The 24,740-nt window shown below is 39.2% G+C and carries 19 protein-coding genes; 13 read left to right on the forward strand and 6 right to left on the reverse strand.

Annotation, left to right across the window (positions count from 1 at the left end; translation table 11 throughout):
• Positions 1–113: 113 nt before the first annotated feature.
• Positions 114–494, forward strand: a complete 381-nt coding sequence (locus tag HII17_RS04745) for a DUF7793 family protein (RefSeq protein WP_169074217.1) — start codon at positions 114–116, stop codon at positions 492–494.
• Positions 495–505: 11 nt separating this feature from the next.
• On the opposite strand, the gene HII17_RS04750 is transcribed toward HII17_RS04745, so the two are convergent.
• On the reverse strand, positions 506–1,387 hold the full coding sequence (locus HII17_RS04750) for a LysR family transcriptional regulator (RefSeq protein WP_169074218.1): 882 nt from the start codon (positions 1,385–1,387) through the stop codon (positions 506–508).
• Positions 1,388–1,486: 99 nt separating this feature from the next.
• Here HII17_RS04750 and HII17_RS04755 point away from each other — a divergent pair, with 99 nt between their 5' ends.
• Positions 1,487–1,858, forward strand: a complete 372-nt coding sequence (locus tag HII17_RS04755) for a DoxX family protein (RefSeq protein ID WP_169074219.1) — start codon at positions 1,487–1,489, stop codon at positions 1,856–1,858.
• A 231-nt stretch (positions 1,859–2,089) separates the two neighbouring features.
• On the opposite strand, the gene HII17_RS04760 is transcribed toward HII17_RS04755, so the two are convergent.
• On the reverse strand, positions 2,090–2,650 hold the full coding sequence (locus HII17_RS04760; RefSeq protein ID WP_169074220.1) for a YceI family protein: 561 nt from the start codon (positions 2,648–2,650) through the stop codon (positions 2,090–2,092).
• 58 nt (positions 2,651–2,708) lie between these two features.
• Positions 2,709–3,248 (reverse strand): cytochrome b, encoded by a 540-nt coding sequence (locus tag HII17_RS04765; protein ID WP_169074221.1) that lies wholly within the window; start codon positions 3,246–3,248, stop codon positions 2,709–2,711.
• Positions 3,249–3,590: 342 nt separating this feature from the next.
• On the opposite strand from HII17_RS04765, the gene pulA reads away from it, so the two are divergent.
• The 3 genes from pulA to HII17_RS04780 all read left to right on the forward strand — a co-directional run bounded on the left by pulA (position 3,591) and on the right by HII17_RS04780 (position 13,217).
• Positions 3,591–10,613 carry a pullulanase-type alpha-1,6-glucosidase gene (gene pulA / locus HII17_RS04770; protein WP_169074222.1) on the forward strand — a complete coding sequence of 2,341 codons (7,023 nt, stop codon included), beginning with the start codon at positions 3,591–3,593 and terminating at the stop codon, positions 10,611–10,613.
• A gap of 171 nt (positions 10,614–10,784) precedes the next feature.
• Entirely contained in the window at positions 10,785–12,755 is a 1,971-nt protein-coding gene (locus HII17_RS04775) for a sensor histidine kinase (protein WP_169074223.1), read from the forward strand.
• Between the two features lie 24 nt (positions 12,756–12,779).
• Positions 12,780–13,217 carry an MBOAT family O-acyltransferase gene (locus tag HII17_RS04780; protein WP_169074224.1) on the forward strand — a complete coding sequence of 146 codons (438 nt, stop codon included), beginning with the start codon at positions 12,780–12,782 and terminating at the stop codon, positions 13,215–13,217.
• Positions 13,218–13,234: 17 nt separating this feature from the next.
• Here HII17_RS04780 and HII17_RS04785 read toward each other — a convergent pair whose 3' ends face one another.
• Positions 13,235–14,089 carry a multiheme c-type cytochrome gene (locus tag HII17_RS04785; protein ID WP_169074225.1) on the reverse strand — a complete coding sequence of 285 codons (855 nt, stop codon included), beginning with the start codon at positions 14,087–14,089 and terminating at the stop codon, positions 13,235–13,237.
• A 180-nt stretch (positions 14,090–14,269) separates the two neighbouring features.
• On the reverse strand, positions 14,270–15,790 hold the full coding sequence (locus HII17_RS04790; protein ID WP_169074226.1) for a DUF3369 domain-containing protein: 1,521 nt from the start codon (positions 15,788–15,790) through the stop codon (positions 14,270–14,272).
• Between the two features lie 251 nt (positions 15,791–16,041).
• Here HII17_RS04790 and HII17_RS04795 point away from each other — a divergent pair, with 251 nt between their 5' ends.
• Entirely contained in the window at positions 16,042–17,433 is a 1,392-nt protein-coding gene (locus HII17_RS04795) for an NAD-dependent succinate-semialdehyde dehydrogenase (protein ID WP_328824463.1), read from the forward strand.
• Between the two features lie 73 nt (positions 17,434–17,506).
• On the opposite strand, the gene HII17_RS04800 is transcribed toward HII17_RS04795, so the two are convergent.
• A complete protein-coding gene (locus HII17_RS04800; RefSeq protein ID WP_169074227.1) occupies positions 17,507–17,725 on the reverse strand; it encodes an EF-hand domain-containing protein in 219 nt (72 codons plus the stop codon).
• Between the two features lie 252 nt (positions 17,726–17,977).
• Between HII17_RS04800 and HII17_RS04805 the strand changes: the two genes are divergently transcribed.
• The 7 genes from HII17_RS04805 to HII17_RS04835 all read left to right on the forward strand — a co-directional run bounded on the left by HII17_RS04805 (position 17,978) and on the right by HII17_RS04835 (position 24,707).
• Positions 17,978–18,805 carry a lipase family protein gene (locus HII17_RS04805; RefSeq protein ID WP_169074228.1) on the forward strand — a complete coding sequence of 276 codons (828 nt, stop codon included), beginning with the start codon at positions 17,978–17,980 and terminating at the stop codon, positions 18,803–18,805.
• A gap of 161 nt (positions 18,806–18,966) precedes the next feature.
• Complete coding sequence (locus tag HII17_RS04810; protein ID WP_169074229.1) at positions 18,967–19,836, forward strand: universal stress protein; 870 nt, start codon at positions 18,967–18,969, stop codon at positions 19,834–19,836.
• An 88-nt stretch (positions 19,837–19,924) separates the two neighbouring features.
• On the forward strand, positions 19,925–20,335 hold the full coding sequence (locus tag HII17_RS04815) for a hypothetical protein (RefSeq protein ID WP_169074230.1): 411 nt from the start codon (positions 19,925–19,927) through the stop codon (positions 20,333–20,335).
• 116 nt (positions 20,336–20,451) lie between these two features.
• Entirely contained in the window at positions 20,452–21,609 is a 1,158-nt protein-coding gene (locus HII17_RS04820; protein WP_169074231.1) for an efflux RND transporter periplasmic adaptor subunit, read from the forward strand.
• A complete protein-coding gene (locus HII17_RS04825; RefSeq protein ID WP_169074232.1) occupies positions 21,606–22,316 on the forward strand; it encodes an ABC transporter ATP-binding protein in 711 nt (236 codons plus the stop codon). Before HII17_RS04820 ends, HII17_RS04825 begins: the two co-directional genes overlap by 4 nt.
• Complete coding sequence (locus tag HII17_RS04830) at positions 22,300–23,508, forward strand: ABC transporter permease (RefSeq protein WP_169074233.1); 1,209 nt, start codon at positions 22,300–22,302, stop codon at positions 23,506–23,508. Before HII17_RS04825 ends, HII17_RS04830 begins: the two co-directional genes overlap by 17 nt.
• A 2-nt stretch (positions 23,509–23,510) precedes the next feature.
• Positions 23,511–24,707 carry an ABC transporter permease gene (locus tag HII17_RS04835; RefSeq protein WP_169074234.1) on the forward strand — a complete coding sequence of 399 codons (1,197 nt, stop codon included), beginning with the start codon at positions 23,511–23,513 and terminating at the stop codon, positions 24,705–24,707.
• Positions 24,708–24,740 lie beyond the last annotated feature (33 nt).

Here is a 24,740-nt window from a genome sequence, read left to right on the forward strand (position 1 = left end):
TAGTGCCAAAAGCGGAAGTTCGTAGCTACAACTTTTATTTTATAACTTATTAGATACATCTCACTTTCTGTCTACTAATATTAAGTAATATATTTGCAAGGTGCTTTTTTGATATGAGTTTAGTACACGGTGATTTCGAAATTACTTTTGATAATAATACTCTAATGGTGAAACTAAGCGGTTCTTTTAATGAACTTGGTACTTTAAAGCTGACCGACCTTATAAAAAACAACATAGAAAACCTAAATGGTCAAAAGTTCTATATGTTAGTGGATGATAGGGAGTTAGATGGTTTTACGCCTGAGGCGTACCAAGTTATTGAAGAAAACAATCATTGGTTAGGTCAACAAAATCTATTAGCGAAAGCCTTCATCATGAGAAATTTGGTTCAAGAGTCCTTAGATAATTACTTTATTCCTTCAAAGAAAGGACAAAATACTAAAGCTTTCACCGATATGGCATCTGCCATTGCTTGGCTTAATACTCAACAATAGCACTTAAGTGATTATTTCGACTCTGCTTCAAAGTATTCACATAAGAAATCTATAAATGCCCTGATTCTGTAGGGTAAAAAGTCTACGCTCTTATAGACGGCATACATAGGTAAACTATGCTTATCAAATTCTCTAAAAACCTCAATCAGTTTACCTTGTTTGAAATATGACTCTACCATCCATTTGGGCATTGCAGCTATGCCAACTCCTGCAAGTGCAAGTTGAACAATTAACTCAGGGCTATCACTAGTAGTAATTTCATTGGCATTATATTTTTGATTATCTAGGTGCCAAATATTGGATGGGTTGCTGAGTGAATAGGTTATGCACTTGTGATTTAATAATTCACTTGGTAGCAACGGCTCACAGTGTCGCTCTATATAACCGGGAGAAGCGAAGTAGCAAAGCTCATGATGTAAAAGTTTTCTTGCTTTTAAGCCTGAATCATTTAAGAAAGATGCTCTGATAGCAATATCGATATCGTCTTTGTATAAGTCAACTTGTTTATCATTGACGGATAAGTTGAGAGTTATTCTGGGGTTTAACTCCATGAATTTCGACACTGGCTTTACTAACCGCTGAGTTGCAAATGCAGAAGGTGCAGATATTTTTAGCTCACCAATCGCTTCACTCAATTCCCCCTTAAGCTTTTGCTCAGTATATATCATTTCTTCAAGAACTTTATTACTGTAATTAAGATATTGTTCGCCGCTATTTGTCAGTGTTATTTTTCGTGATGTTCGATGAAAGAGAGAAAAACCTATCGAACTTTCTAGCCAAGCTATTTTCTTACTTACAGCCCCCTGAGTCATGTTTAACTCGTTAGCAACTGCTGTAAAACTTCCTAAACGAGCAACGTGAGTGAAAACCTTTATACAATCCAATTTATCCATATGAATTCCTAATCGGAATACCAGTTAGTACAAAAATAGCATTTAACCTAGTAATTAGGAATGTTTAAATGCAGTTAATAAATACATAGGAGACGTTATATGCTAGTAGTTAACATTTTATTGGTGCTGTTCTTTTTATTTGCTAGTTCAATAAAATTACTTGGTTGGCAGAAATTTATATTTGAAACCCAACTAACATTTTTTAAAAAGTATGGTTTAACCCGTACACACATGTTCTTAGTTGGATTGGTAGAGTTATTCGCATCGTTGCTATTAATGGCATCAATATTTCTAAACGATGATGTGCTCCAAGTCTTTGGTGCGCTAGGAATAATTTTCACATCATCAGGTGCAATCTACTCTCATTTAAGATTCGATACTGTTAAAGATGTAATTCCAGCAATAGTAACTTTATCGCTTTCAGTAATGTTGCTCGCGTTTAATAGTCACGTTTTGGCTTTGTTCGCTTGAGGTAAACGCTAATCAAATGACTTTTGAATTAAGACGAGGGAAATAGAATGTTGAATAACAGTTATAATCATTATTGGAGATTAAAACTGCAATGTCTGTTTCTCGCTCTTAGCAGCTTGTCAGTGGAAATTTAAATATGTCACCTTAAAAACCTATAAACTAGTTCCAATAGTACATATTAAAAAACCAGCAATAAGCTGGTTTTTCTACTTTCAATTAAAGGCTTACGTGTTATTGTCGAACACCTTCAATGTGAAGATCAAAGCTGATGTCGCCAAAATCCATTTTATAACCAAAGTCTTTCATCGATATTTTGGTTGTGCCTGAAAAGCCTGCGCGGTATCCGCCCCACGGATCTTTACCTTCACCAATTTTTACTGCATCAATGACGATATTTTTGTTAATACCTTGCAAAGTTAATGTGCCAGAAATTTTAAGTTTGTTACCGCCTAAATCTTCTACTTTAGTGCTTTCAAATTTTGCATTGGCAAACTTATTTACATCTAGAAAGTCATCATTACGAAGGTGCTTGTCGCGCTCACTGTGGTTTGAATCAACACTAGCAGTATCGATGTTGATACTGATTTTACTGGCTGCAACATTATTTTCATCATAGCTAAAATTACCCGAAAACTTGTTGAATCGACCAGTTAACCAGCTATAGCCAAGGTGTTTTACTTTAAAATTAATTGATGCGTGCGCCCCTTTAGTGTCTACAACATAATCTGCGGCCAAACTTGGCATAGCCAAAGTGGCTGTTAACAATGCGGTAGCTAATGTTATTTTTTTCATTTTCCTTTACTCCTTTTAAATCTCGTTTTAATAATGTTGAATGATGGTTTGTTGCTGATCACAGCATGCGCTTTAATGTCTGGTCTTTATCGATAAAATGATGTTTTAAAGCAGCAAGTGCATGAATACTGGCAAGCCCAATTAGCAGGTAAGCAAGGTATTCGTGGATTAACCCCGCAATATCTTCTTGATCAGTAATTAACTCACCCATTGAACCAATAGAAAACCAATTAAATACTTCTATTGCTCTACCGTCTGCTGTAGAAATTAAATAACCGCTAAACATAATAACTAATAGTAAAAGATAAAGCGTATTATGGATTGCTTTTACTGAACGCTGAACCAAAATGGACGAGCTGGCTAGCGGCGCAGGTGATGGCGAAAAGTATTTCCATAACCCTCTTAAAACAGTAGCAAAAAACAATAAAATACCTATGCTTTTATGCCAGTGTGGCGCAGTTTTATACCATTGACTGTAGTAGGTTAAATCTACCATCCAAAAACCTACACCAAATAGGCCGATAATAATCAAGGCGCTTAGCCAATGGAATAATTTAGTGACGATGCCGTATTGAGTATTTGTGTCTTTCACATTCATAAATTTGTTATCTGCGGTTTATTGTTTTTATGCAAACGTATTCATAAATGTTTGCAAACGTATTCATAAACCGGAATTTCCTCACATTTATTTCATCATAAAGCAATAAACTCGCGTGCTACAGCGTTTCCTATGTAAATTTTTTGTAAAGTTTGGCGGTTGTTGTGGTGCTTTTTTAAGCGAAAATTCTTTTTATACTCACCTAAGCGTGTAGCAAAAGACGTTACTAAAACGTTAAATATCATATAAAAATTCACGCAAAAAGTTCTACGTGGCGGCATCTTATGCCTCATGGCTGTTAGAAAAAAATAATAATCAAAAAATAATAAACGGGGGAAACGTATGAACAAGCAGTTCAGACGTTTAGTAGGGATATTTGCCGCTATATGCGTACTATTTGGTGCGTCCGTACAAGCAAGTATTCAGGACGAAATATTCTACTTTGTATTACCTGATCGATTCTCAAATGGTGATACAAGCAATGATAATGCGGGTGTTGCTGGCGATAGAAGCATAAATGGTCATGATGCGAGCGACGCCAAATATTATCATGGTGGTGACCTAAAAGGCCTTACCAAAAAATTATCATACTTAAAGTTGTCTGGTATTACCGCATTATGGATAACACCACCTTTCAAAAACCAATGGGTACAAGGCAATAGTGCTGGCTACCATGGTTATTGGGCGACAGACTATAGCCAAATAGATCCTCATTGGGGAACCAATGCTGAGTTTAAAGAGTTTGTAAAGCGTGCTCATCGATTGCGAATGAAGGTTTTCCTGGATGTAGTGGTTAACCATACTGGTGACGTTATTAAGTATCAGCAATGTCATAATCAAGATGGCTCGCTAAAAGACGGACTAGCCAACTGTCCATATTTGTCGCTAGCAGACAAAGCTACCAACCCTTATACGCCATTTATTCCAGCAGAGCTAACTAATGCAAAATCACCTTCTTGGCTAAATGACCCGCAATTTTATAATAACCAAGGTGATAGCACTTTTAGTGGTGAATCAAGTGTTTATGGAGATTTCTTTGGTTTAGATGATTTAGATACCACCAACCCACAAGTGGTTGCTGGAATGATTGATATCTTTAAACAGTGGATTTCAGATTATAAAATTGATGGCTTTCGAGTTGATACCATCAAACATGTCGATGTAGCGTTATGGCAACAGTGGATTCCTGAAATAAAGGCGCATGCTAAATCTGAAAAAATTAAAGACTTTTTTATCTTTGGCGAAATGTTTGACGGCTTGCCAGCGAATCTAAGTTATTTCACTCGTACTGCAAAATTCCCTTCTGTGCTTGATTTTGGATTATATTTTGCAATTAAAGATGTGGTGGCAGATACCCAAGGTACTGATCGTTTAGCTTGGCTATTTTCGCAGGATGATATGTATACCTCTGCCAATAGTCATGCAAATCAGTTAATGAATTTTGTCAGTAACCATGATGTTGGTCGTATAGGTCACTTTATTCAGCAAATGCCAAATGTGTCGGAAGAAGAAGCATTAAAAAGGGCAAAGCTTGCTCAAACTCTTATGTATTTCAACCGTGGTGTACCTGTTGTTTATTATGGTGATGAGCAAGGTTTTACCGGTGATGGTGGCGATAGTGAAGCACGTGAAGATATGTTTGCTTCGCAAGTTGCAGAATATAATGACAATAACCTAATTGGTACAAGTGCTACTACGGCTGATGATAATTTTGACCGTCGTCATCCCATTTACAAGCATTTGCGTAATATGGCGATTGCAAACCGGATCTTTCCTGCATTGCATCGTGGTCATCAATTTGTGCGTTATAGTCAAGATAAGCCAGGGGTCTTTGCAGTATCTCGATTTGATCCGATAAAACGCCGTGAAGCGCTAGTAGTATTTAATACCAGCACTGCTGAGCAGTCTATTACGCTTGATGCTATGGCGAGTAAATATACTCAAGCATGGCCTTTTACCCGCCCATCAAAAATTAGTGGCGAGCAATTAACGGTCACTGTGCCACCATTAGATGTTGTCGTGCTATACAGCATATCAAAAATAAAATTAGCAAAAGACCTACCTGAAATTGCTATTACCAGCATTAATGCAGGGGACAAAGTTTCTGGCTTAGTCGAAGTTAAAGCAAAATTAACAGGTTTCGATCAACGCGCTTACCCACTTCACCGAGTTCACTTTAGTGTCAGTGTAGACGGTGGTGATTTTCAAGCATTAGGCACCGACTACACCAATGATCTTGGCACAAGTGATTACAAAGTTTACTTTGATACAAGTGAGCTTACAGATGGCAGCCAGCTAACGTTTAAAGCAGACGTTGACAACTACAAGTCCTCGAGTAATTCGACGCAAGTGCAAGTGGAAAAAGGTGTAACTCCGGGCATTAAAATCACTTTTGAAAAACCTGATTCTTGGCAAGATGTTAATATTTACTGGTGGAATGCATCGCCTCAAGCGAGTGCTGATTGGCCGGGCGTCGCTATGTCACATATCAATGGTAATTGGTATGAATTTCAGTTTGAAGATGATGTCAAAGCAGCAAATATTATTTTTAATAACGGCGCAGGAGAACAAACTAGCGATCTGTACCGCGAAGGAGATGGTTGTTATTTAATAAACTCAGATGCATGGCAAACTAATTGTGATGTGCCAGCGCCGGGCATTACTGCGTATTTTAAAAAACCAGCTAACTGGGGAGATAGTGCAAATATCTATTTCTGGGATGCCGCGCCGCAAGCTGACGTCTCATGGCCGGGCAGCGCAATGGAGCATGTAGGAGGTGATTGGTATAAATTTCAATTTGACGACAATGTAACAAGCGCCAACTTAATATTTAATGATGGTCTTGGTGAGCAAACAGCCGATTTAACGCTTTCTAGCGACGGATGTTATGTCGAAGGTGCTTGGCTTGCTAATTGTCAGCCACCAACTGCGGGCATGAAACTCTACTTTAAAAAACCAGCAGCCTGGTCCCAGCAAGTAAATATTCATTACTGGGCCGCTGATGGCGAGCAGGCAGCAAGTGATTGGCCTGGTGTTGCTATGACAAATGAAGGTAATGATTGGTTTAGCTTTAATATGCCGGTTAATACCAACCAAGCCAGTTTTCTTTTCCTCGATAATACTGGCTATCAAACAGATGATCTTAACCGAGAAGGCGATGGCTGCTACATCGATAGTATGTGGCAAGACACCTGTAGTATTGATGTCGCAGAGCCAGGGATGACGATATACGTGCGTCGACCGTTAAGTTGGAATGTGCCTAATGTTTACTATTGGAATGTAGACAATGCGCCTGCATGGCCTGGCGTTGAAATGGATGCGTTGGGCGATGATTGGTTTAGTTTTCAGTTCCCGCAAGGCGTTAATGCTGCCAACTTAATTATTAACGATCTAATGGGCAATCAAACCGCTGATCTTTTCAGAGAAGGAGAGGGCTGTTTCGATTTGCAAGCAAACACGTGGAGTGATAGTTGTGCGACACCCGGCTATACCGCTTACTTTGAAAAACCTACAGAGTGGCAAAACGCCAACGCTTATTTCTGGAATACTTCTCCTGAAGACGCTGCCAATGTTGGTTGGCCTGGCGCCGAAATGACCTCGCTAGGCGATAATTGGTTTAGCTACCAGCTTCCAAATGGTGTTAACGCCAGTAACATTATTTTTAATAATGCTGGTTCGCCACAAACGAGTGATTTATATCGGGAAGGTGATGGTTGTTATAGCCAATCCAACGGCTGGACAGATACATGTGCAGTTCCACAACCAGGCATGACGGTTTATTTCTACAAACCTGATACATGGGGCAGTAGTGTCAATTTATACTATTGGGATAACCCTGAAGCGCAGGGTTGGCCTGGTAATACGATGACAAGTTTAGGGGATAATTGGTACAGCTTTACTTTCCCTCAAGGTGTTACAAACTCTAACTTGATTTTTAATGATGGTGGTGGAAATCAAACATCTGATTTGTATCAGGAAAATAGTGGTTGTTATGGCGAGTTTGGCGACAATTGGCGTAAGTCGTGTATATTGCCTGAAACGAGAGACGTAGAAATACTCAACCGTGCAGCGCACTGGCTTACAGGTGACATTATTGCTTGGCAAACAAGTGATAACCGCGCTAGTCAGTTCAAATTGCTATATTCACAAACCGCAGCTGTTTCAATTGAACAAGGTGAAGTAGCCGGCGCCGATGGCGAAATTGCGTTAGCCTCTGCAGGATCATTAACAAATGAACTACAACAGCAAAACCCGCACTTAGCTAATTTACCAAGTCTGCAACTGTCAGATGTAACACAGATAGAGACGGCACTTAAGTCTCAACTGGTTGTTGCAGCTTATGATGATGCAGGAAATTTACTTGAAGCAACTTATGTTCAAACGCCACGCGTACTTGATGCTTTATATGCAAATAACCAAACGCTAGGAGTTAGTTATCAAGCAGGTACACCAAGTGTGAGTGTCTGGGCTCCTACGGCACAACAAATTGAATTAGTGTTATATGATCAGGATGGTACTGAAAGCGAGCGAATAGCGCCAACCAGTGTTAATCAAGGTGTATATTTGTTCAATGGTCAGCCTAATTGGGATAAGCAGTATTACCGCTTTGCAGTGACGGTTTATCATCCTGCTTCAAATGCTATTGAGTCATATTTAGTGACAGATCCCTATGCCGTCAGCTTGTCGGAAAATAGTCAATTGAGCCAATTTCTAGATTTAGCTAACGATGCATTATTAAAGCCAGAAAGCTGGGATAACATCGAAAAATCGTTACCTGCTGCTAAAGATATTACACTTTATGAAGGACATGTCAGAGACTTTAGTCAACATGACTTGAGCGTACCAGAAGCACATAGAGGCAAATACCTAGCCTTTGGTTACAATGGTGAAGACAATGCCGCGTTATCTAACGGCATGAGCCATTTGAAATCATTGGCACAAGCAGGCCTTAGTCATTTCCATTTATTACCTGTCTTCGATATTGCCTCGGTCAATGAGGATAGAGCTGCGCGAGTTGAGTTAGATGATAGTGTTGAACGTTTGTGTCAATATTCAGATGATGAAGTCGTGCAAAGCCATTGTGCAACTGCCGCAGGTTTATCTATTGCTGAATTACTAACCAACTTAGCTGAACAAGACTCAGCGACGACTGATGTTCAAGCGATAGTCTCTGCAATGGATGATTTGGATGGCTTTAATTGGGGCTACGACCCGCTGCATTTTAACGCGCCTGAAGGAAGTTATGCCACGGCAAATGATGGTGTGACTCGCGTAAAAGAATTTAGAGAAATGGTCAAAAGCTTAGATGAAGTTGATTTGAAACTAGTGATGGATGTCGTATATAACCATACCTCGGCGTCTGGCTTATGGGATAACTCTGTTTTAGATAAAATGGTGCCAGGTTATTATCATCGTTTAAATCCTGTTACTGGCGCTGTAGAAAGCAGCACGTGTTGTGACAATACGGCAACAGAGCATAGGATGATGGAAAGGTTAATGGTCGATACTTTAGTTCATTGGGCTAAGGCGTTTAAAGTTGACTCATTCCGTTTTGATCTCATGGGACACATTCCTAAATCTGCCATGGTTAAAGCACAACAAGCATTAGCGCAATTAACGTTAGCTAATGATCAAGTTGATGGCGCTAATATCTATTTATACGGTGAAGGTTGGGATTTTGGTGAAGTGTCAGGTAATCAGCGTTTCGAACAAGCGACACAGTTTAATATGGCTGGAACTGGTATCGCAACGTTTAACGACAGGTTAAGAGATGGCATTCGAGGTGGCAATTTTACTGACTCTGGCCAAGCACAAGGTTGGGCAAATGGTAACGCTACTTTCGATAACGGCGCAGGTGCTAATAGCAACGCGGCCGACCAAGCTGACAGGATTCGTATTGGTATGTCAGGTAATTTACAGACTTATCAATTTGAAGATCATCAAAGCGTTATAAATTCTGGTGTTAATTATAACGGCGTTGGTTATACCTTAGATCCTCAAGAGTCAGTTAACTATGTAGATAAGCATGACAATGAAAGCTTGTGGGATAACACCCAAGCGAAACTGCCTGCTGCTATGTCGGCTGAAGAACGTGTCCGTATACACTTAATCAGTAATGCCATTATCAATTACGGGCAAGGTGTACCTTTCTATCAAATGGGTAGTGATATTTTACGTAGTAAGTCACTTGATAGAAATTCGTATAATTCTGGTGACTGGTTCAACAAAGTCGACTTTAATTTACAAGACAATAACTGGAACAAAGGTTTACCACCAGCGCAGGATAACCAAAATCGCTACAGCGCGATGCAAACTATTATTGCCAATGGCAACATAAATGTGAGTCCGTCATTAGTTGCTCAAGCCCATCAAGGATTTAAAGAGCAATTACAGGTACGCTATTCGTCGCCGTTATTTAGGTTAGATGATGCGCAAGAAGTTAATCAACGGTTAGGATTCCATAATACGGGATCAAGCCAAGTGAATGGACTACTTGTCATGACATTAAGTGATGGTATTTGTACAGGAAGTGATATTGACCCTGCATATGATGGCATTACTGTACTAATCAATAGTGACGACCAACCGCAACAGTATACATTAGAAGGCACAGAAGGCTCCGTTCTGCATCCAGTATTAGCTAATGGTGAAGACACCGTAGTAAAGCAGTCAAACATAGAGGGTAATAGGTTTACGATTCCAGCGCTAACGGCAGCGGTATTTGTCAAACCTCAAGGTGTTAGTCAAGGATCTTATCCTTGTAATCCTGTTGTTGCGGAGGAAAACCAACCTGGCATGATGGTGTATTTTAAAAAGCCGGAAGGCTGGGCTCAGTCGTACGTATATTATTGGAATACATCACCAATTGCGCATTCTGTTGATTGGCCTGGACAAGCAATGACCTCGTTAGGTGATAGTTGGTATAGTTATCAATTACCAAGTGGTGTGAATGCAAGTCAGCTGATTTTTAACGATAATAGTGGGAATCAAAGTGCTGATTTACAGCGCAGCGGTGATGGTTGTTTTGATTTGGAAACCGCCCTTTGGAGTGATAGTTGTGTACTACCAGGATTAAAGCTTTATTTTAAAAAAGCTGTGAACTGGAGTGACAATGTTCAGCTTTACTATTGGGGGGCGCAAGGTATTGCAGACTCAAATTGGCCAGGTGTACCAATGCAAGAAATCGGTGATGGGTGGTTTTTTTATCAAATGGCTGAAGGTGTTCGCCAAACAAATCTCATTTTTAACGACGCTACGGATGGTGGTAGCGGCGAGCATACTAGCGATTTATCAAGAAGTCGTAATGGCTGTTACCAGTTTGATACGGGACTGTGGACAGAGAGTTGTGACGTGCCTGTTCACTAACTAAATTTAGTTAGAAAACAAATGAAAACGCCCTTTATTAACAAAGGGCGTTTTTTAATTCTGTGAGTTAATTTTTATAGGCGCCTAAAAATCTAAGCTTATGATTTAGTGTTTTTAATTCTCTTGGCTAAGCTTAATAAACAAGAGGTTTCAGATTGAGTTAGATGTCCTATGCCGACACCGGAGCAAAGACTTGCTAGATTAGAATCAATTTTTAGTACGATAGTGGAACTGAATAAGTCGTTCGTTAAGGCGAAATCATTAGACGACTATATGGAGCGAGTACATGCTCTGCTGGCTAAATTACTTTTTGCCAAGAATTTTTATCTAGCAAGCTACAACGCTAATGATAATACTATTCAATATCTTTATAACGTTGACGAGAAAGATGAAACTATTCCTGCGGATAGAAAATTTGCACTGGCTTCACCTGAGCAGTCGCCTACTGCATGGGTGATTGCAAATAAAAAGGTACTGTTACTCGATAGTGAAGAAGAGTTAGATTATAAAGGTGATGCTGATTACTGGGGACACGGTACTCGATCTGAGCACTGGCTAGGAGTGCCTTTAATCGCCTTATCTGAAGCTTGTTTAGGGGCAATTGTCGTTCAAAGCTATGACCCTAATATAGGTTACTCAGAAGAAGATCAAAGCCTTTTCAAAATAATCGCATCAGTTGTAGCATCAGCACTTGAAAAACATCGTAAAGATAAAGAATTGCGTCATGCTTTGTCCGGTGTTCACTCTACGTTGTCTAAAGAACTTGCCGAAAAAGAACGCGCAGAAAAGTTACAACACGCATTATACAAAATTGCCTCGCTGGCATCTCAAGCACCTGAATTAGATGAGTTCTATTTGAGGGTCCATAAAATCATAAATAAATTAATTTATGCGAAGAATTTCTATATCGCTTTGTTAGATGAAGAAAAAGAGGAACTAGAGTTAGCCTATTTTGTTGATGAATACGACAAAGATATTATCGCTGGTACGGTATTACCCATAGGGCAAGGGTTAAGCTCATATGTAATAAAAACGAGAGAAGCACAAATATTATCACCCAAATATGTGAAAGAGCTAATAGAGAAGGGGCTTGTTGGTGAGTTGAAAGGTGCTCAAAACTATACTTGCTGGCTTGGTGTGCCAATGATTTCTTCTAATATTCTTCATGGCGTATTAGTTGTGCAAAGTTATGATGAAAAAATTCTGTTCTCAAAAGAAGACGGGGAATTACTTAATTACGTCGCTAATCATGTCGCTAAGGCCATTGAGGCAACGGTAATTGTACAAGAGCGCAAAGAGGCTCAACTTAAACTTGCAAAACAGCATCGTATTTTAGCTGAACAGCATAGAGAGCTTGGTGAAACAGTTGAAGAACTTAGAAGAACTCAACAGCAATTGGTACAGCAAGAAAAGATGGCTTCACTTGGGGGACTTGTCGCTGGTATTGCTCATGAAATTAATACGCCATTAGGAATATGTGTAACTGGCGTTAGCCACCTACAAGAAGAAACTAAGCTAATTAATAACGCGTTAAAAGATGAGACGCTAACCGCAGAGGCGCTTTCTAGCTATATTGAGGAAGTAAATGAAGCGAGCAAAATATTAGATGCGAATGTTCAGCGTGCTGCAGACTTGGTGCGAAGCTTTAAACAAGTAGCGGTCGATCAATCGTCGAATAGTGTTAGAGAGATAAACCTTCATCATTATTTAGATGAAATTTTACTAAGCTTAAGGCCAACATTAAAACGAGTAAAACACCAGCTTAAAATTGACTGTGATAACGAATTAACTGCTGTTGCTAATGCAGGTGCTTTGTCTCAAATTATTAGTAATCTAATTATGAATTCGATTAAGCATGGATTTGAAAATATAGAACAAGGCAATATTGCTATTTTTGTTGAGCAAAAGGGGGAGCATACAATTTTACGTTATGCTGATGACGGTCATGGAATTGATGCTGATGCGATGTCTCAATTATTTGAACCGTTTTACACCACCAAAAGAGGAGAAGGGGGTAGTGGCTTAGGTACACATCTAGTTTACAATTTAGTGACATCTGCGCTTAATGGTCGCATTGAAGCTAAAAGTGAACCCGGTAAAGGCCTCGCGTATCTAATTAAATTTCCAACTAACTGTAAATAATAACTATTAGAGCAAGTAGGGGCTATGAGGAAAACCATTTCATTACCTGAATATGTAAAGAAAAGAAATGGAAAGCCGCTTGGCGCATCAGGTTCAATGACCAATATGCTAAGTCGATCGTTAGGCGCTAATTCTTTTGAAAACTTCTGGCGATATTGGAACCCTATCTGGGGTTACTATTTGTCTCGAAATATTATGAAGCCCTTATGCAAACTAGTACCTGTTTGGCTAGCGACTATTCTTACTTTTGCGACAAGTGGTGTTCTGCATGATATGGCGATCGCACTAGTTAAATGGCAAACCGTATTCTTCTTTACACCTTGGTTTATTGTTATGGGGCTTGCCGTGCTAGTTACCGCAAAGTTAAATATTACCTACGCCAATTACGCTTGGCATTTAAGAGCCGTGATTAACACCACTATTATTGGTACTACCTACGCGCTAACTAATACGACAATATAAGTATAAATTACAGTTCACTAGTGTTTTACTAACTCAGCAAACGTTTGCTCTTTATGCAATAGAGATTTTATGCCAAACGCTAGTCTATGAGTGCCGTGACAATTGGCACACGCCTGTACAGCTAAAGTGCCAAGGTCCATGCCTTGATCTTTGCGGCTACCGTTAACTAAATTGTGCTCTAAGCTAACTAATGTTTGTTGCATTGCTTTATTTGGGTAAGGCTTTTTCTCCATTTTATGACAGTCGTTACAAACCTGACCTAAACTTTTCATGCCAAGCTTTAGATCAGCAAGTGATGACAGGGCGAGTTTTGTCATGCCATCATCAGATGCGATCTTTATTTGATTAACCTGTTTAATGAGTGATTGCATATGATCGTTAAATGATACGGATGCTTCCATTTCTATATTGGAAAAGTCTGGCGCGCGATATGTAAGGGCTGTAATAGCCTGATAATCAATATGGCAAGCGTCGCAATTGTCTTGTAAGGAGTCCAGATCTGTTAATACACCTTGATAGTCTTTGCTTGCGACGTTAGCTTGCATTCGTGAAATCGTCGATAAGTCTAGCTTCTTACTCCAAGTCGGCACCATTTCAGCTATTTTTTTATAGTGCTTCTCAAGGTCTGATGACCATTTATCCAAATTATCATCTTGTTTGCTTTCTGCATAAAACTGTACGGCTTGCATTTCTCGTCGCAGTTTAAACATATTGTGTAGCCATACATGGCGTTTATTTTCGGGTTTATACCATTGAGCAAGTTCTTTTGGTGGTATTTTGACAATGGCGGCTTTGTCATTGTGCATGTATATTAGCCCGGAAATCGCGATAACGATGATAACTTGTAAAATGACAAAATGTGTCCATTTCATGGTAAATACTATTCCAAAAGTTTAATGAATATATACACGCTTGGCCTGAGTGTACCACCAGAAAAGATATTAAGTCGTTGATCTAGCACAAATAGAATATAGTGCTGTTAGAGCTGGCTGCAATGTGGTGTGCTTTTAGCTGGTCATAATTCAAGATAAAGCTGATTTTAGTTCAGGTCATTAATCTTGATAGCGTTCGTTTATATTAACTGCTTTGTCTATATTGTTTAACATAGCGCTAACTATGCTGGGATCTAAATGGCTACCTGAAGCCTCTTTAAGAAACTCAACAACTTTCGCTATTGGCCAAGCTTCTTTATAACAGCGTTTATGGGTTAGGGCGTCAAACACATCTGCAACAGCAACAATACGAGCAAATATGTGAATGTCTTCGCCTTTTCTGCCTTCGGGATATCCAGTACCGTCGTATTTTTCATGATGTTGTTGAGAAATGATTGCCGCAGAAGCGAGAATTGGTCTAGTGGAGCCTTGCAGTATTTCGTAACCTACTGTCGGATGCGCTTTCATTTGCTCCCACTCGTTTTCATCTAATTTTCCCGGTTTTAGTAAAACTGAGTCAGGCGTAGCAATTTTACCGATGTCATGCATCGGGGCTGCTTGTTTTAGAAGCTCTGCTTCTTCTTCAGTCAAACCTATCTCTTTAGCTAACAAATAGCTTACTTCAGACATACGGCGAATATGATTGCCAGCTTCTTTTGAACGAGATTCAACAGCATCACCTAATCGATAAATAAGCTCTTCTTGAGTTTCTATAATTTCTCTATTCAACAGTAGGTTATCAAAAGCCAGACTGACATTTCCAGAGAATATCTCAAGTAAGGCTGAATCAATTTCATTTAGATTTTTTATGCCTTTTAAATACAGTAAGCTTGTCTTGTCGGAGTGGCTTGGAAAATAACCAACGAGTACATCATTTTCATAAATACTGTGCTTGGCTTCAATCGCCTTATTTAGGTAGCGCTTTATCTCGTCATCAACAACTACATCGTCATCGTCGCCATTTATGTGAGCAAGTACTTCATAGTCATTTTCAGAAAAAACGGCACTAATCCCCTTTAGCTGCACCAACATACTTTCTTCATCAATTCTTAGCAAAGATACAACCTGTTGTAATAGACCACTAAAAAATGGTTGAAGTGTTCTTTTTTCTAGCACTTGAGTTGTCGAGTCGATAACTCGCTCCAGACCAGCACGGTATAGCTCTTGATATTTTCTAGCTTCTTCTACTTTGATTATGTCACGATATGCACGTAATGCAGCGAACACGGTAGTAAATAACTTTTTGCGATCTAATTCAGTTTTTTCTTTGTAATCGTTAATATCATAATCAACAATCACCTGTTCTTCAGGGGCTTGACCTGGTTGTCCTGTTCTTAAAACAATACGAGAAAATTGGTTGCCTTGTTCTTGCCTTAACCATTTAGCTAATGCCAAACCTGCATCATCAGTTTCCATGACAACATCTAAAAACACCAAGGCGATATCCGGCTCTTCAGCGAGCAATTTTTTACCCTCTTCTGCCGAATATGCATCATAGAAAGCTAATCCTTTGCCGTCTAACGTAAAGCGCTTTAACGCCATTTTAGTTACGGTATGAACATCTTCTTCATCATCTACAATCGCAATCTTCCATGGAGGTAACTCAGGCTTTTGTTGGTCTTTTAGAAATGACAACGGCATAACAATAATTCTCGAATAAACATATTTTAGGTATAGTCAATAGCCTGTCATTTCTCAAAGTAATTAGTCGAATTTATATGTTTTTTTTGAAAAGAGTTAATGTGTTATCAATAGGTTAACAAATAGCTAATTACTAATTTTACCTTGTTGAATCAAGAATTAGGCATACAATAAACAACAAAAGCAGCTAGAGTAAGTAAATTTTGGCGAACAGTTTAATTAAACAGTGTTCTTATATAAATGGTCAATGGGTGGAAAGTGAAGTTGTGTTTCCAGTGGTTAACCCTGCCAACGGCGCAAAACTCGTTGATGTATATGATAGTGGTCTCGAAGGTGCTGAACAGGCAATAGAGGCTGCTGCAGAAGCTTTTCCATATTGGTCTGAAAAAACGGCACAGCAGCGGGCTGATATTTTATTGAAATGGCATCAAGCCATTTTAGAAAATCAAACTGAGTTGGCTAGAATTCTAACCTTAGAGCAAGGAAAACCTTTAGCTGAGGCACAAGGAGAAATTGGCTATAGCGCTTCTTTTCTTCAATGGTTTGCTGAAGAAGGCAAAAGAATTTATGGCGATATTATTCCTCAAACCAATAGCAGTCAGCGAATGCTGGTCATCAAGCAACCTGTTGGCGTGGTTGCTGCAATTACTCCGTGGAACTTCCCTAGTGCAATGATTGTAAGGAAAGCAGCCGCTGCACTGGCTGCTGGGTGCACCTTCGTTGTTAGGCCTGATCCTCAGACACCTTTATCGGCACTAGCACTAGCAGAACTAGCTGAGCAAGCGGGTGTACCTCAAGGGGTTTTTAATGTAGTGATTGCACATGATGCACAAAAAGTTGGTGAAGTGCTAACCAAACACCCTAAAGTGGCAAAGTTTACTTTCACTGGTTCTACGCGAGTAGGCAAAATTTTAATGTCACAATGCAGTGAAGGCGTTAAAAAAATGTCGATGGAGCTTGGTGGCAACGCTCCCTTTATCGTGTTTGATGACGCTGATATTGAGCTGGCAATTAACGGCGCTATTACGTCGAAATATCGCAATGCGGGTCAAACATGTATATGTACCAATAGAATATTTGTACATCAAGATATCGCATCAATTTTCATCCCCAAATATGTCGATGCAATTAAAACGTTAATTGTTGGTGATGGACTCCAACCTAATGTAAACATAGGTCCATTAATTTCTAAACAAGCGGTTAATCAAATATCAGCAAAAGTAAATAAAAGTCTTGAAATGGGCGCTACACTCGCATTAGGAAGCGACGAGTTATCGCTTGGTGAAAATTACTACCAACCAACCGTGCTTACAAACGTAACTCAAGATATGCCCATTGCCAGTGATGAAATTTTTGGTCCTGTCTCGGCAATACTAACATTTGAAAATGAACAAGATGTTATTAAAAATGCCAATAACACGGAAGCTGGTTTAGCAGCTTATATTTACAGCGAAAACATAAGTCGTGTTATGCGCACAGCCGAGCAGTTAGAGTATGGAATGATAGGAATTAACGATATTCAAATATCCAACGCTGTAGCGCCATTTGGTGGTGTTAAACAATCAGGATTTGGTAGAGAAGGCTCTAAATATGGACTAGATGATTATCTCAATATTAAATACATTTGTTTAGGAAATATTTAACGACAAGTCTTAAAATTTGCCCTATTTAATCGATATATCAATAAATACAGGATATTGGTAATAGGGCAAAAAATTATAGAGCGAGATCAATTACCATTTCACGTAATTCTTCTTTTGAAATTGAATTATCATGATTTTTGTCGAAACGTTTGAAAATAGTCTCACACATGCGAATGCCTTTATCTTGGAGCAGGCAGTCAATCAATTCGACAAATTCACTACGATTTATTACACCGTCTTTATCTTCGTCAAATACTTCAAATAATTCATCTACCCATTGGTTAAGTTCCATAACGCTTCCTTAAAACTAGGCAAGTTAGATAGTTAGACTGTATCGCGTCTTAATTGATAATGGAATGAATTATTTTGATTTTATTGAATGGTCGTAGCAGTAAGCATTAAATCGTTTAATTAATAAACAAGTGCTTCAGATATTGGTGAAGTATTAGTTATCCGCTATATTTAGGCGATAACGCAAGGAAGTTAACTGGCAAATTGACTTGAAGTCCTTATTTAGAATGGAAACCTTACTAAGGATATGAATATGGACCTATCACAATATAGCTTCTCTCTGAGCTCGACTAATGAATATAACGATACTAATGCCTTGTCATTGGCACTTGCCTGTGAACTAGCTTATAGAGAAGAGTCTGAAATTAGAGATATAGCTAGCCAATGGCAATATAACAAAGTTGAATTTATTTCAGTAAATAAGGGCCAAGATATTGATACTCAATGTTTTGTTATGTCGAATCAGGAGCATATTGTCGTGTCGTTTAGAGGAAGTCATTCCGTCAAAGACTGGCTTGCAAATTTTCAAGCGGTCAGGGAGCCCGGTCCACTATCTGAAACTTTAGCTCACGAAGGTTTTCAAGACGCACTGTTTCCCGCCATTATCAAGCTAACCAATACCATCGATGCATTTGAACATCAAAATAAAAAAGTATGGTTAACTGGCCATAGTCTAGGAGGCGCTTTAAGCTCTCTTTATGCTGCGATGCTTTGTGAAAATGGCTATGAGGTGTTCGGACTATATAGTTTTGCTAGTCCAAGGCCGGGAGACGAAAGGTTTGCAAACGAGCTTAATGCCCAAATCGCTGGTCCACATTATCGTGTTGTCAATGATGGAGACATTGTGCCGCACGTACCGCCAGAGCCATTTTTTAGTCATGCAGGTCAACGTCATCTGTTGGAAGATGAATATGGTGACCACAGTGATGAGTCTTGGTTTACACAGCGCATTAAGGCGTTGAAGGTCTTTAGTCAAAAAATGGCAAATACATTTGATGTGGTTGACAATCATACGCTAACAGGTGATGAAAACAGCTACATTCCTAAGCTGGAAAGAAATGTAACGGGTACTTCTAGTTAGTGTTATGTAGCAATTAACAATGATAAATGGCACTGAAATTAGCGACAACACACTGTAAAGCATTGAGTTTTTATTAGTTGGACTAAATTATGATTTGCGTCAATATCTAATTGCCATATATAGTCTATGTTATTGTTAATACGAGACACTAAGGAAAAAACATGACTAAAATTCTTGTAATTGCGGACTTTGATGAACAGCAAACCGTAGCTATAGAAAGAGCTAAAGAGTATGCCGAGTTAAAAGGAGCAAACTTACACATCGTTTATTTTTGTCATGAAAATTTCCGCCATGTGCCAGGTGATCATGAAGCGTTAAAAGAAAAAATTCTCGCTACTCAAAAACTCAATGCTAAAGCACAGCTTGACGCAATTGATATGTCTGGCATTGACTATGAATTTGAAGTGGTTTGGGAAAGCAGAATCGCATATTGGGTTCAAGGATATGTTGAAAGAGAGTCACCGGATATGGTGTTAAAAACCGGCAATCGTAGTGAGACTTTCTTCTATACTCCAACTGATTGGCAACTGCTGCGCGAATGTAGTGCTCCATTAATGATTTCGGCAGAAAAAAAGTGGCGTAAAACGCCTAACGTGCTCGCCGCAATAGATTTGGAAACCTCCATTGAGAGTAAAAGGTTGCTAAATACCAAAGTACTTCAACAAGCTAAAAGTCTGGCTGACTTTCAAGAATCTGAGCTTTTTATTTGTTATACCATACCATTTTCTCCGTTATTACGTGATTTAGGCATGCAGTATACCGATGAACTTGAACGTCAAGCGGAAGATAGCCTTAAAGAAACCATTGAGCAGATAGCAAAGGAATATGGCATTCCTGTTGAAAATTTTGTTATGAAAGCAGGTCAACCAGAAAAAGTTATTCCAAGTACTGCAGCAAAAGCTAAAGCTGGCGTTGTTGTAATGGGGACGGTGGCGAGAAAAGGTATAGCAGGAAAGTTAATGGGGAATACTGCAGAAAAAGTACTTAAGCTACTGAAATCAGACGTAATTGCAATTAAGCCTGATAGTTAATGCATAGCTAATTAAAACACTTGCACAAAAAACAACCATCCGTTATAAATTTTATTGATAATAAAAATAAAAAATAACGGATGAATTAATGCATAACAATAATAAGAAACTTTGGTCATTTGTCGTTGGTTGTACCTTAGTATGGGCAAGCGTTTGGATAGTCGACTTTGCTATTTCGGCACCTGTTCCTGAATCATTTCAAACAAATACAAATTTTGTTGTCTATTATTATCCAATGATGGTTAGCGCATTGTTAACTAGTGTATTTTCGCTTTTTGTCGTTTGGATATTGTCAAAAGTAATTAAGCTTAAAATAAATGAACACTTTGTTTGGCTTTCTATTCCTAGCCTGATGTTTTTAATTTTTAGTGTTGTGGTTGCTCATACTTATAACGGGTTAATTTATAGTGCATTAATTCCAATCTTATTTGTCTTGTGTATTACAGGTGTTATTGAGAAACGTGATGCTTACTTACCTGAGCGATTAAAAGTTTGGTAGAGCGCTTTTTTGCCAATCTTGGTTTTAGTACCTTTTAGCATTAGTTGAGCTAGATCATTGGGCTAACAATTAATTTCATCTAGTCTAGAAGTAGGCAAATTTATTAGGTGGCGTTAATGATAAAAGGAATTAAGTGGTCGATATTACTTATTGCACTGGTCGCGCTATTCTGGTGGTTGACTCAAGAAAAGCCAGTAAAGGTAACTTGGGTCTCACCTAGTATCGGTAGTGTTGAGTCAATTGTAGCAAATACTCGCTCTGGCACTGTTGAAGCATGCCAAAGAGCCAAGTTGTCATTTCCCATTGGCGGGCAAATAGAGCATATACACGTCGAAGAAGGCGATATTGTTAAGAAGAACGAACCTTTGATGACACTTTGGCAGCGAGATAGGTTGGCTAAAGTTGCAGAAGCTAAAGCACTCGTCAGTGCCAAAACTCGTAACCAAGAAAGTGTTTGCATCACAGCAAGTAATGATCAAAAAATTGTTGCTCGTAACCGTCAACTTCTTAAACAAAAACTTACCTCTGAAGAGGCGTTAGATAATGCGCAAGCAATAGCACAAGCATCAAAAGCAGCGTGTCTCTCCGCTCATTCTGAAATAGATATTGCCAAAGCGATGCTTGAGACTGCAATTGCTAGCCTAGATCAAACTGAACTTTATGCCCCCTTTGATGGCATGGTTGCAGAGATAACAGGAGAGCTTGGTGAATATGCCACACCATCACCGCCTGGAATTCCAATGCCACCAGCAATTGACATGCTAACTCATGATTGTCATTACATTAGCGCACCAATTGACGAAATCGATGCAGGGCAACTCGCGCTAGGTATGCCAGTAACTATTACTATCGACGCATTTTCCAATCGCTCATTTAATGGCAAGGTAAAACGCATTGCACCTTATGTTCAAGATTACGCCAAACAAGCTAGAACAGTGGATGTCGATGTATCTTTTGACGATGTATCTATGCTCAATAACACCCAGCTGCTGACCGGCTATAGCGCCGATATTTCGATTAGAGTCAATAATGCTGAAAACGCCCTGCGTATTGCCAGCGACCTTATTGTTGATGGTCGTTATGTTTATTTATTGGATGAACAAGGCATTATTAGACAGAAAGAGGTTTCGACAGGCATAAGTAATTGGCAGTTAACTGAAATTACTGCTGGCCTCGATAAAAATGACAGAATTATTTCTTCGCTTGCTGTTGAGGGATTTGAAGTCGGACGCAAAGCTATCGAAGATACTTCACCCGGTGGCGTAACTAGATGACTAAGCCACTAATTAATTTAAACGAAATTAATAAATGTTATCAGGTGGGAGATCAGCCACTTCAGGTGCTTAACAATATCAAGTTGAACATTGATTCTGGCGAGTACATTTCGATTATGGGACCGTCAGGTTCAGGCAAATCAACCTTATTGAATATGATAGGTTTACTCGATCGTCCCGACAGTGGGCAATTAATTATCGATGACATACCTACTCATGCACTTGAAGAAGAACAGCGGGCAAAAGTTAGAAGAAATAACATTGGATTTATATTTCAAAATTTTCAGTTAATACCTCGTCTAACTGCGGAAGAAAACGCTGCGCTACCTATGATGTTGGCGGGAATAGATATTAAAATTCGCAAGCAACGAGTCGCTGAGCTTTTTTCACAACTTGGTATTGAACAAAGGTTGCACCATTTACCTAAACAACTTTCTGGTGGCCAACTGCAAAGAGTCGCCATTGCAAGAGCAATGGTGATGTCGCCCAAAATATTATTAGCCGATGAGCCAACCGGTAATTTAGATCAACGTTCTGGTTGGGATGTCATTGACGTACTGGAATCCTTAAATACAGAAGGTATTACGTTGCTGGTGGTAACTCACGATTTGCAACTAGGTCAAAGAGCAGCAAGACAGCTTGCTATGGTTGATGGAAAAATATCGGAAGACTGCACTAAAGGTGAAGGGCATGATCAAGCTAGTTGATCGTTGGCAATTTTCGCTTAAAGTCATGGCTATGTATCCGGGCCGAACCTTGGTGTTAGTGCTGGCAGTCGCCATAGGCGTGAGTTCTGTTTTGCTATTGACCAGCATAGGAGAAGGTGCTCGACTTTATATCAATAAAGAGTTTAATAGTATTGGCTCAGATTTATTAATTGTTTTACCAGGAAAAAAACAAACATCTGGAGGCTCACTTCCTTTTTATAGCACAACACCAAGAGAGCTTACTTGGCGCGACGCCTTAGCAATAAAGCAATTAAGCAATGTTGAATTTGTTGCACCAATAAATGCTGGTACGGCTTTAGTAAGTGCTGGTAACTTAAGCAGAGAAGTTATCACCATTGGTTCTACATCAGATTTTTTAATCGTTAGAAAGCTGGTTTTAGCTAAAGGGCGAGGATTTTATCATAGTGAGCAGCAGCGGATACGTCATGAAGCTATCATAGGGTCTAAGCTTAAAAAAAGTCTATTTGGTGATGCTAGAGCCGTTGGGCAATGGCTCAATATTGCTGACCGTCGCTATCGCGTGGTTGGTGTGTTGAAAGAGCGAGGTGAATCGCTAGGACTAGATATGCGTGATATGGCGATTATTCCTATTAGCTCAGCGGAATCACTATTTAATTCGACAGCACTATTTCGCATTATTGTCTCGCTTAAGCAAAAAAGCCGAGAAGAAGTCACTAAACAGCAAATTATTAATTTAATAAAACAACGACATGATGGCGAAGAAGACATTACTATTGTCAGCCAAAACGCCATGATGGACGCTTTTAACAATATCACTCAAGTAGTGACAATCGCTATTGGTGTTATTGCGGGTATAAGCTTGCTTGTAGCGGGCTTTTTAATTATGAATGTCAGTTATATTTCAGTGGTAAAACGTAAAGCTGAAATTGGTTTACTTAAAGCCATTGGTGCTAGCAGTAATGAAGTGCAATTATTGTTTTTGCAAGAGTCTTCGGTTTTGACCATTATTGGCGCAGTATTAGGTGTAACCTTAGGTTACGCTCTGGTGTTTACAAGTAATGCCTTCATTCCTTATTTTTCATTGGCTATTCCGCTTTGGTCGACATTAACCACGCTAATTGTTGCAGTGTTAATTAGCATTGGCTTCACTTGGTTCCCTGCTAAAAAAGCGTCGAGTTTAGACCCGGTTATTGCAATGAGAGGTAACTAAATATGCCTTGGTTTGATCTTATTCGTTGGGTAAGTCGTTCAATTTCATTCCAGGGAAGAAGAGCTGTTTTATCCATTACAGGTTTTGCTATTGGTATTGCCGCAGTAGTCATGATGAGTGCTATTGGGGAGTCTCTAAAACACTATATTCTGAAAGAATTTACTCAGTTTGGTAGCAATATTATTGCTATTTCTCCTGGTAAAACTGAAACCATGGGCATGGGCGGTTTGCTAAATACTGTTAGGCCGCTTTCAGTCGGCGACAGTGTTGCTATTAATCAACTAGGTAGTGTTTCATACACAGTACCTGTCATCGCCGGGACAGCCAAGGTTAAAGCTGACCAGAAGTTTCGCTATACAGATGTAGTTGGTGTTAACTCATTAGCAGACAGTGCGTGGAAATTGACGGTAACCAAAGGGCAGTTTTTACCCAATGATGATATTAACCGTCCAAGAAATTTGGCGGTATTAGGCGCAAAAGTTGCTAAAGCATTGTTCGCTTATTCAAACCCTGTAGGGAAGCTTATACATATCGGTAGCAAACGTTTTCGTATTGTTGGTGTGTTAGCTGAAAAAGGCCAATTTATGGGGCAAGATCTTGATGAAATGGTGTATATACCGACAACATTAGCTATGCAATTGTTTAACCGTGAAAGTGTCATGGAAATAGATGTGTTTTATTACGGGAATTACACTAGTGAACAAGTGGCAAACCAAATTACCAATTTACTTGTTAACCGTCATGGCAGGGAAGACTTCACGTTAATTACACAAGATGACATGTTATCAAGTTTAAGCAATATATTATCTGTAGTTAAAATAGCAGGTAGTGCGTTAGGTATTATTGCTCTTTTTGTTGGTGCTATCGGAATAGCGACAATAATGTCGATTAATGTTTCGGAGCGTATTAGCGAAATTGGTTTGTTAAGAGCACTTGGCTGCACTTCTAATCAATTATTAAGTATGTTCGTATGTGAAGCGATGTTAATGGCCACTCTAAGCGGAATTATTGGATTTGCAATAGTCTTTATAATCGCCTTAGTAACCAAATTGATGTGGATAGATGTTTTACATGGCGTAAGTTTTAGCATTTTCTTACTCACCCTGTTATTTTCAGCATTTATCGGTTTGATTTCAGGCATTTTCCCCGCATTAAAAGCGTCGAAAGCTACACCAATAGAGGCATTGCGAACAGAATAAAGTTTTTTTCAATTTTTTGTAATAAAGTTGAGT

It is taken from the genome of Thalassotalea algicola, assembly GCF_012932965.1.
Lineage (GTDB): Bacteria > Pseudomonadota > Gammaproteobacteria > Enterobacterales > Alteromonadaceae > Thalassotalea_F > Thalassotalea_F algicola.

Excerpts from the sequence above, each read along its gene's own strand:
- HII17_RS04815 (WP_169074230.1), top strand. The coding sequence starts at position 19,925 with ATGCATAACAATAATAAGAAACTTTGGTCATTTGTCGTTGGTTGTACC.
- HII17_RS04810 (WP_169074229.1), top strand. The coding sequence starts at position 18,967 with ATGACTAAAATTCTTGTAATTGCGGACTTTGATGAACAGCAAACCGTA.
- HII17_RS04750 (WP_169074218.1), bottom strand. The coding sequence starts at position 1,387 with ATGGATAAATTGGATTGTATAAAGGTTTTCACTCACGTTGCTCGTTTA.
- HII17_RS04760 (WP_169074220.1), bottom strand. The coding sequence starts at position 2,650 with ATGAAAAAAATAACATTAGCTACCGCATTGTTAACAGCCACTTTGGCT.
- HII17_RS04835 (WP_169074234.1), top strand. The coding sequence starts at position 23,511 with ATGCCTTGGTTTGATCTTATTCGTTGGGTAAGTCGTTCAATTTCATTC.
- HII17_RS04820 (WP_169074231.1), top strand. The coding sequence starts at position 20,452 with ATGATAAAAGGAATTAAGTGGTCGATATTACTTATTGCACTGGTCGCG.
- HII17_RS04745 (WP_169074217.1), top strand. The coding sequence starts at position 114 with ATGAGTTTAGTACACGGTGATTTCGAAATTACTTTTGATAATAATACT.
- HII17_RS04800 (WP_169074227.1), bottom strand. The coding sequence starts at position 17,725 with ATGGAACTTAACCAATGGGTAGATGAATTATTTGAAGTATTTGACGAA.
- HII17_RS04785 (WP_169074225.1), bottom strand. The coding sequence starts at position 14,089 with ATGAAATGGACACATTTTGTCATTTTACAAGTTATCATCGTTATCGCG.
- HII17_RS04805 (WP_169074228.1), top strand. The coding sequence starts at position 17,978 with ATGGACCTATCACAATATAGCTTCTCTCTGAGCTCGACTAATGAATAT.
- HII17_RS04775 (WP_169074223.1), top strand. The coding sequence starts at position 10,785 with ATGCCGACACCGGAGCAAAGACTTGCTAGATTAGAATCAATTTTTAGT.
- HII17_RS04825 (WP_169074232.1), top strand. The coding sequence starts at position 21,606 with ATGACTAAGCCACTAATTAATTTAAACGAAATTAATAAATGTTATCAG.
- HII17_RS04830 (WP_169074233.1), top strand. The coding sequence starts at position 22,300 with ATGATCAAGCTAGTTGATCGTTGGCAATTTTCGCTTAAAGTCATGGCT.
- HII17_RS04765 (WP_169074221.1), bottom strand. The coding sequence starts at position 3,248 with ATGAATGTGAAAGACACAAATACTCAATACGGCATCGTCACTAAATTA.
- pulA (WP_169074222.1), top strand. The coding sequence starts at position 3,591 with ATGAACAAGCAGTTCAGACGTTTAGTAGGGATATTTGCCGCTATATGC.
- HII17_RS04780 (WP_169074224.1), top strand. The coding sequence starts at position 12,780 with ATGAGGAAAACCATTTCATTACCTGAATATGTAAAGAAAAGAAATGGA.
- HII17_RS04790 (WP_169074226.1), bottom strand. The coding sequence starts at position 15,790 with ATGCCGTTGTCATTTCTAAAAGACCAACAAAAGCCTGAGTTACCTCCA.
- HII17_RS04755 (WP_169074219.1), top strand. The coding sequence starts at position 1,487 with ATGCTAGTAGTTAACATTTTATTGGTGCTGTTCTTTTTATTTGCTAGT.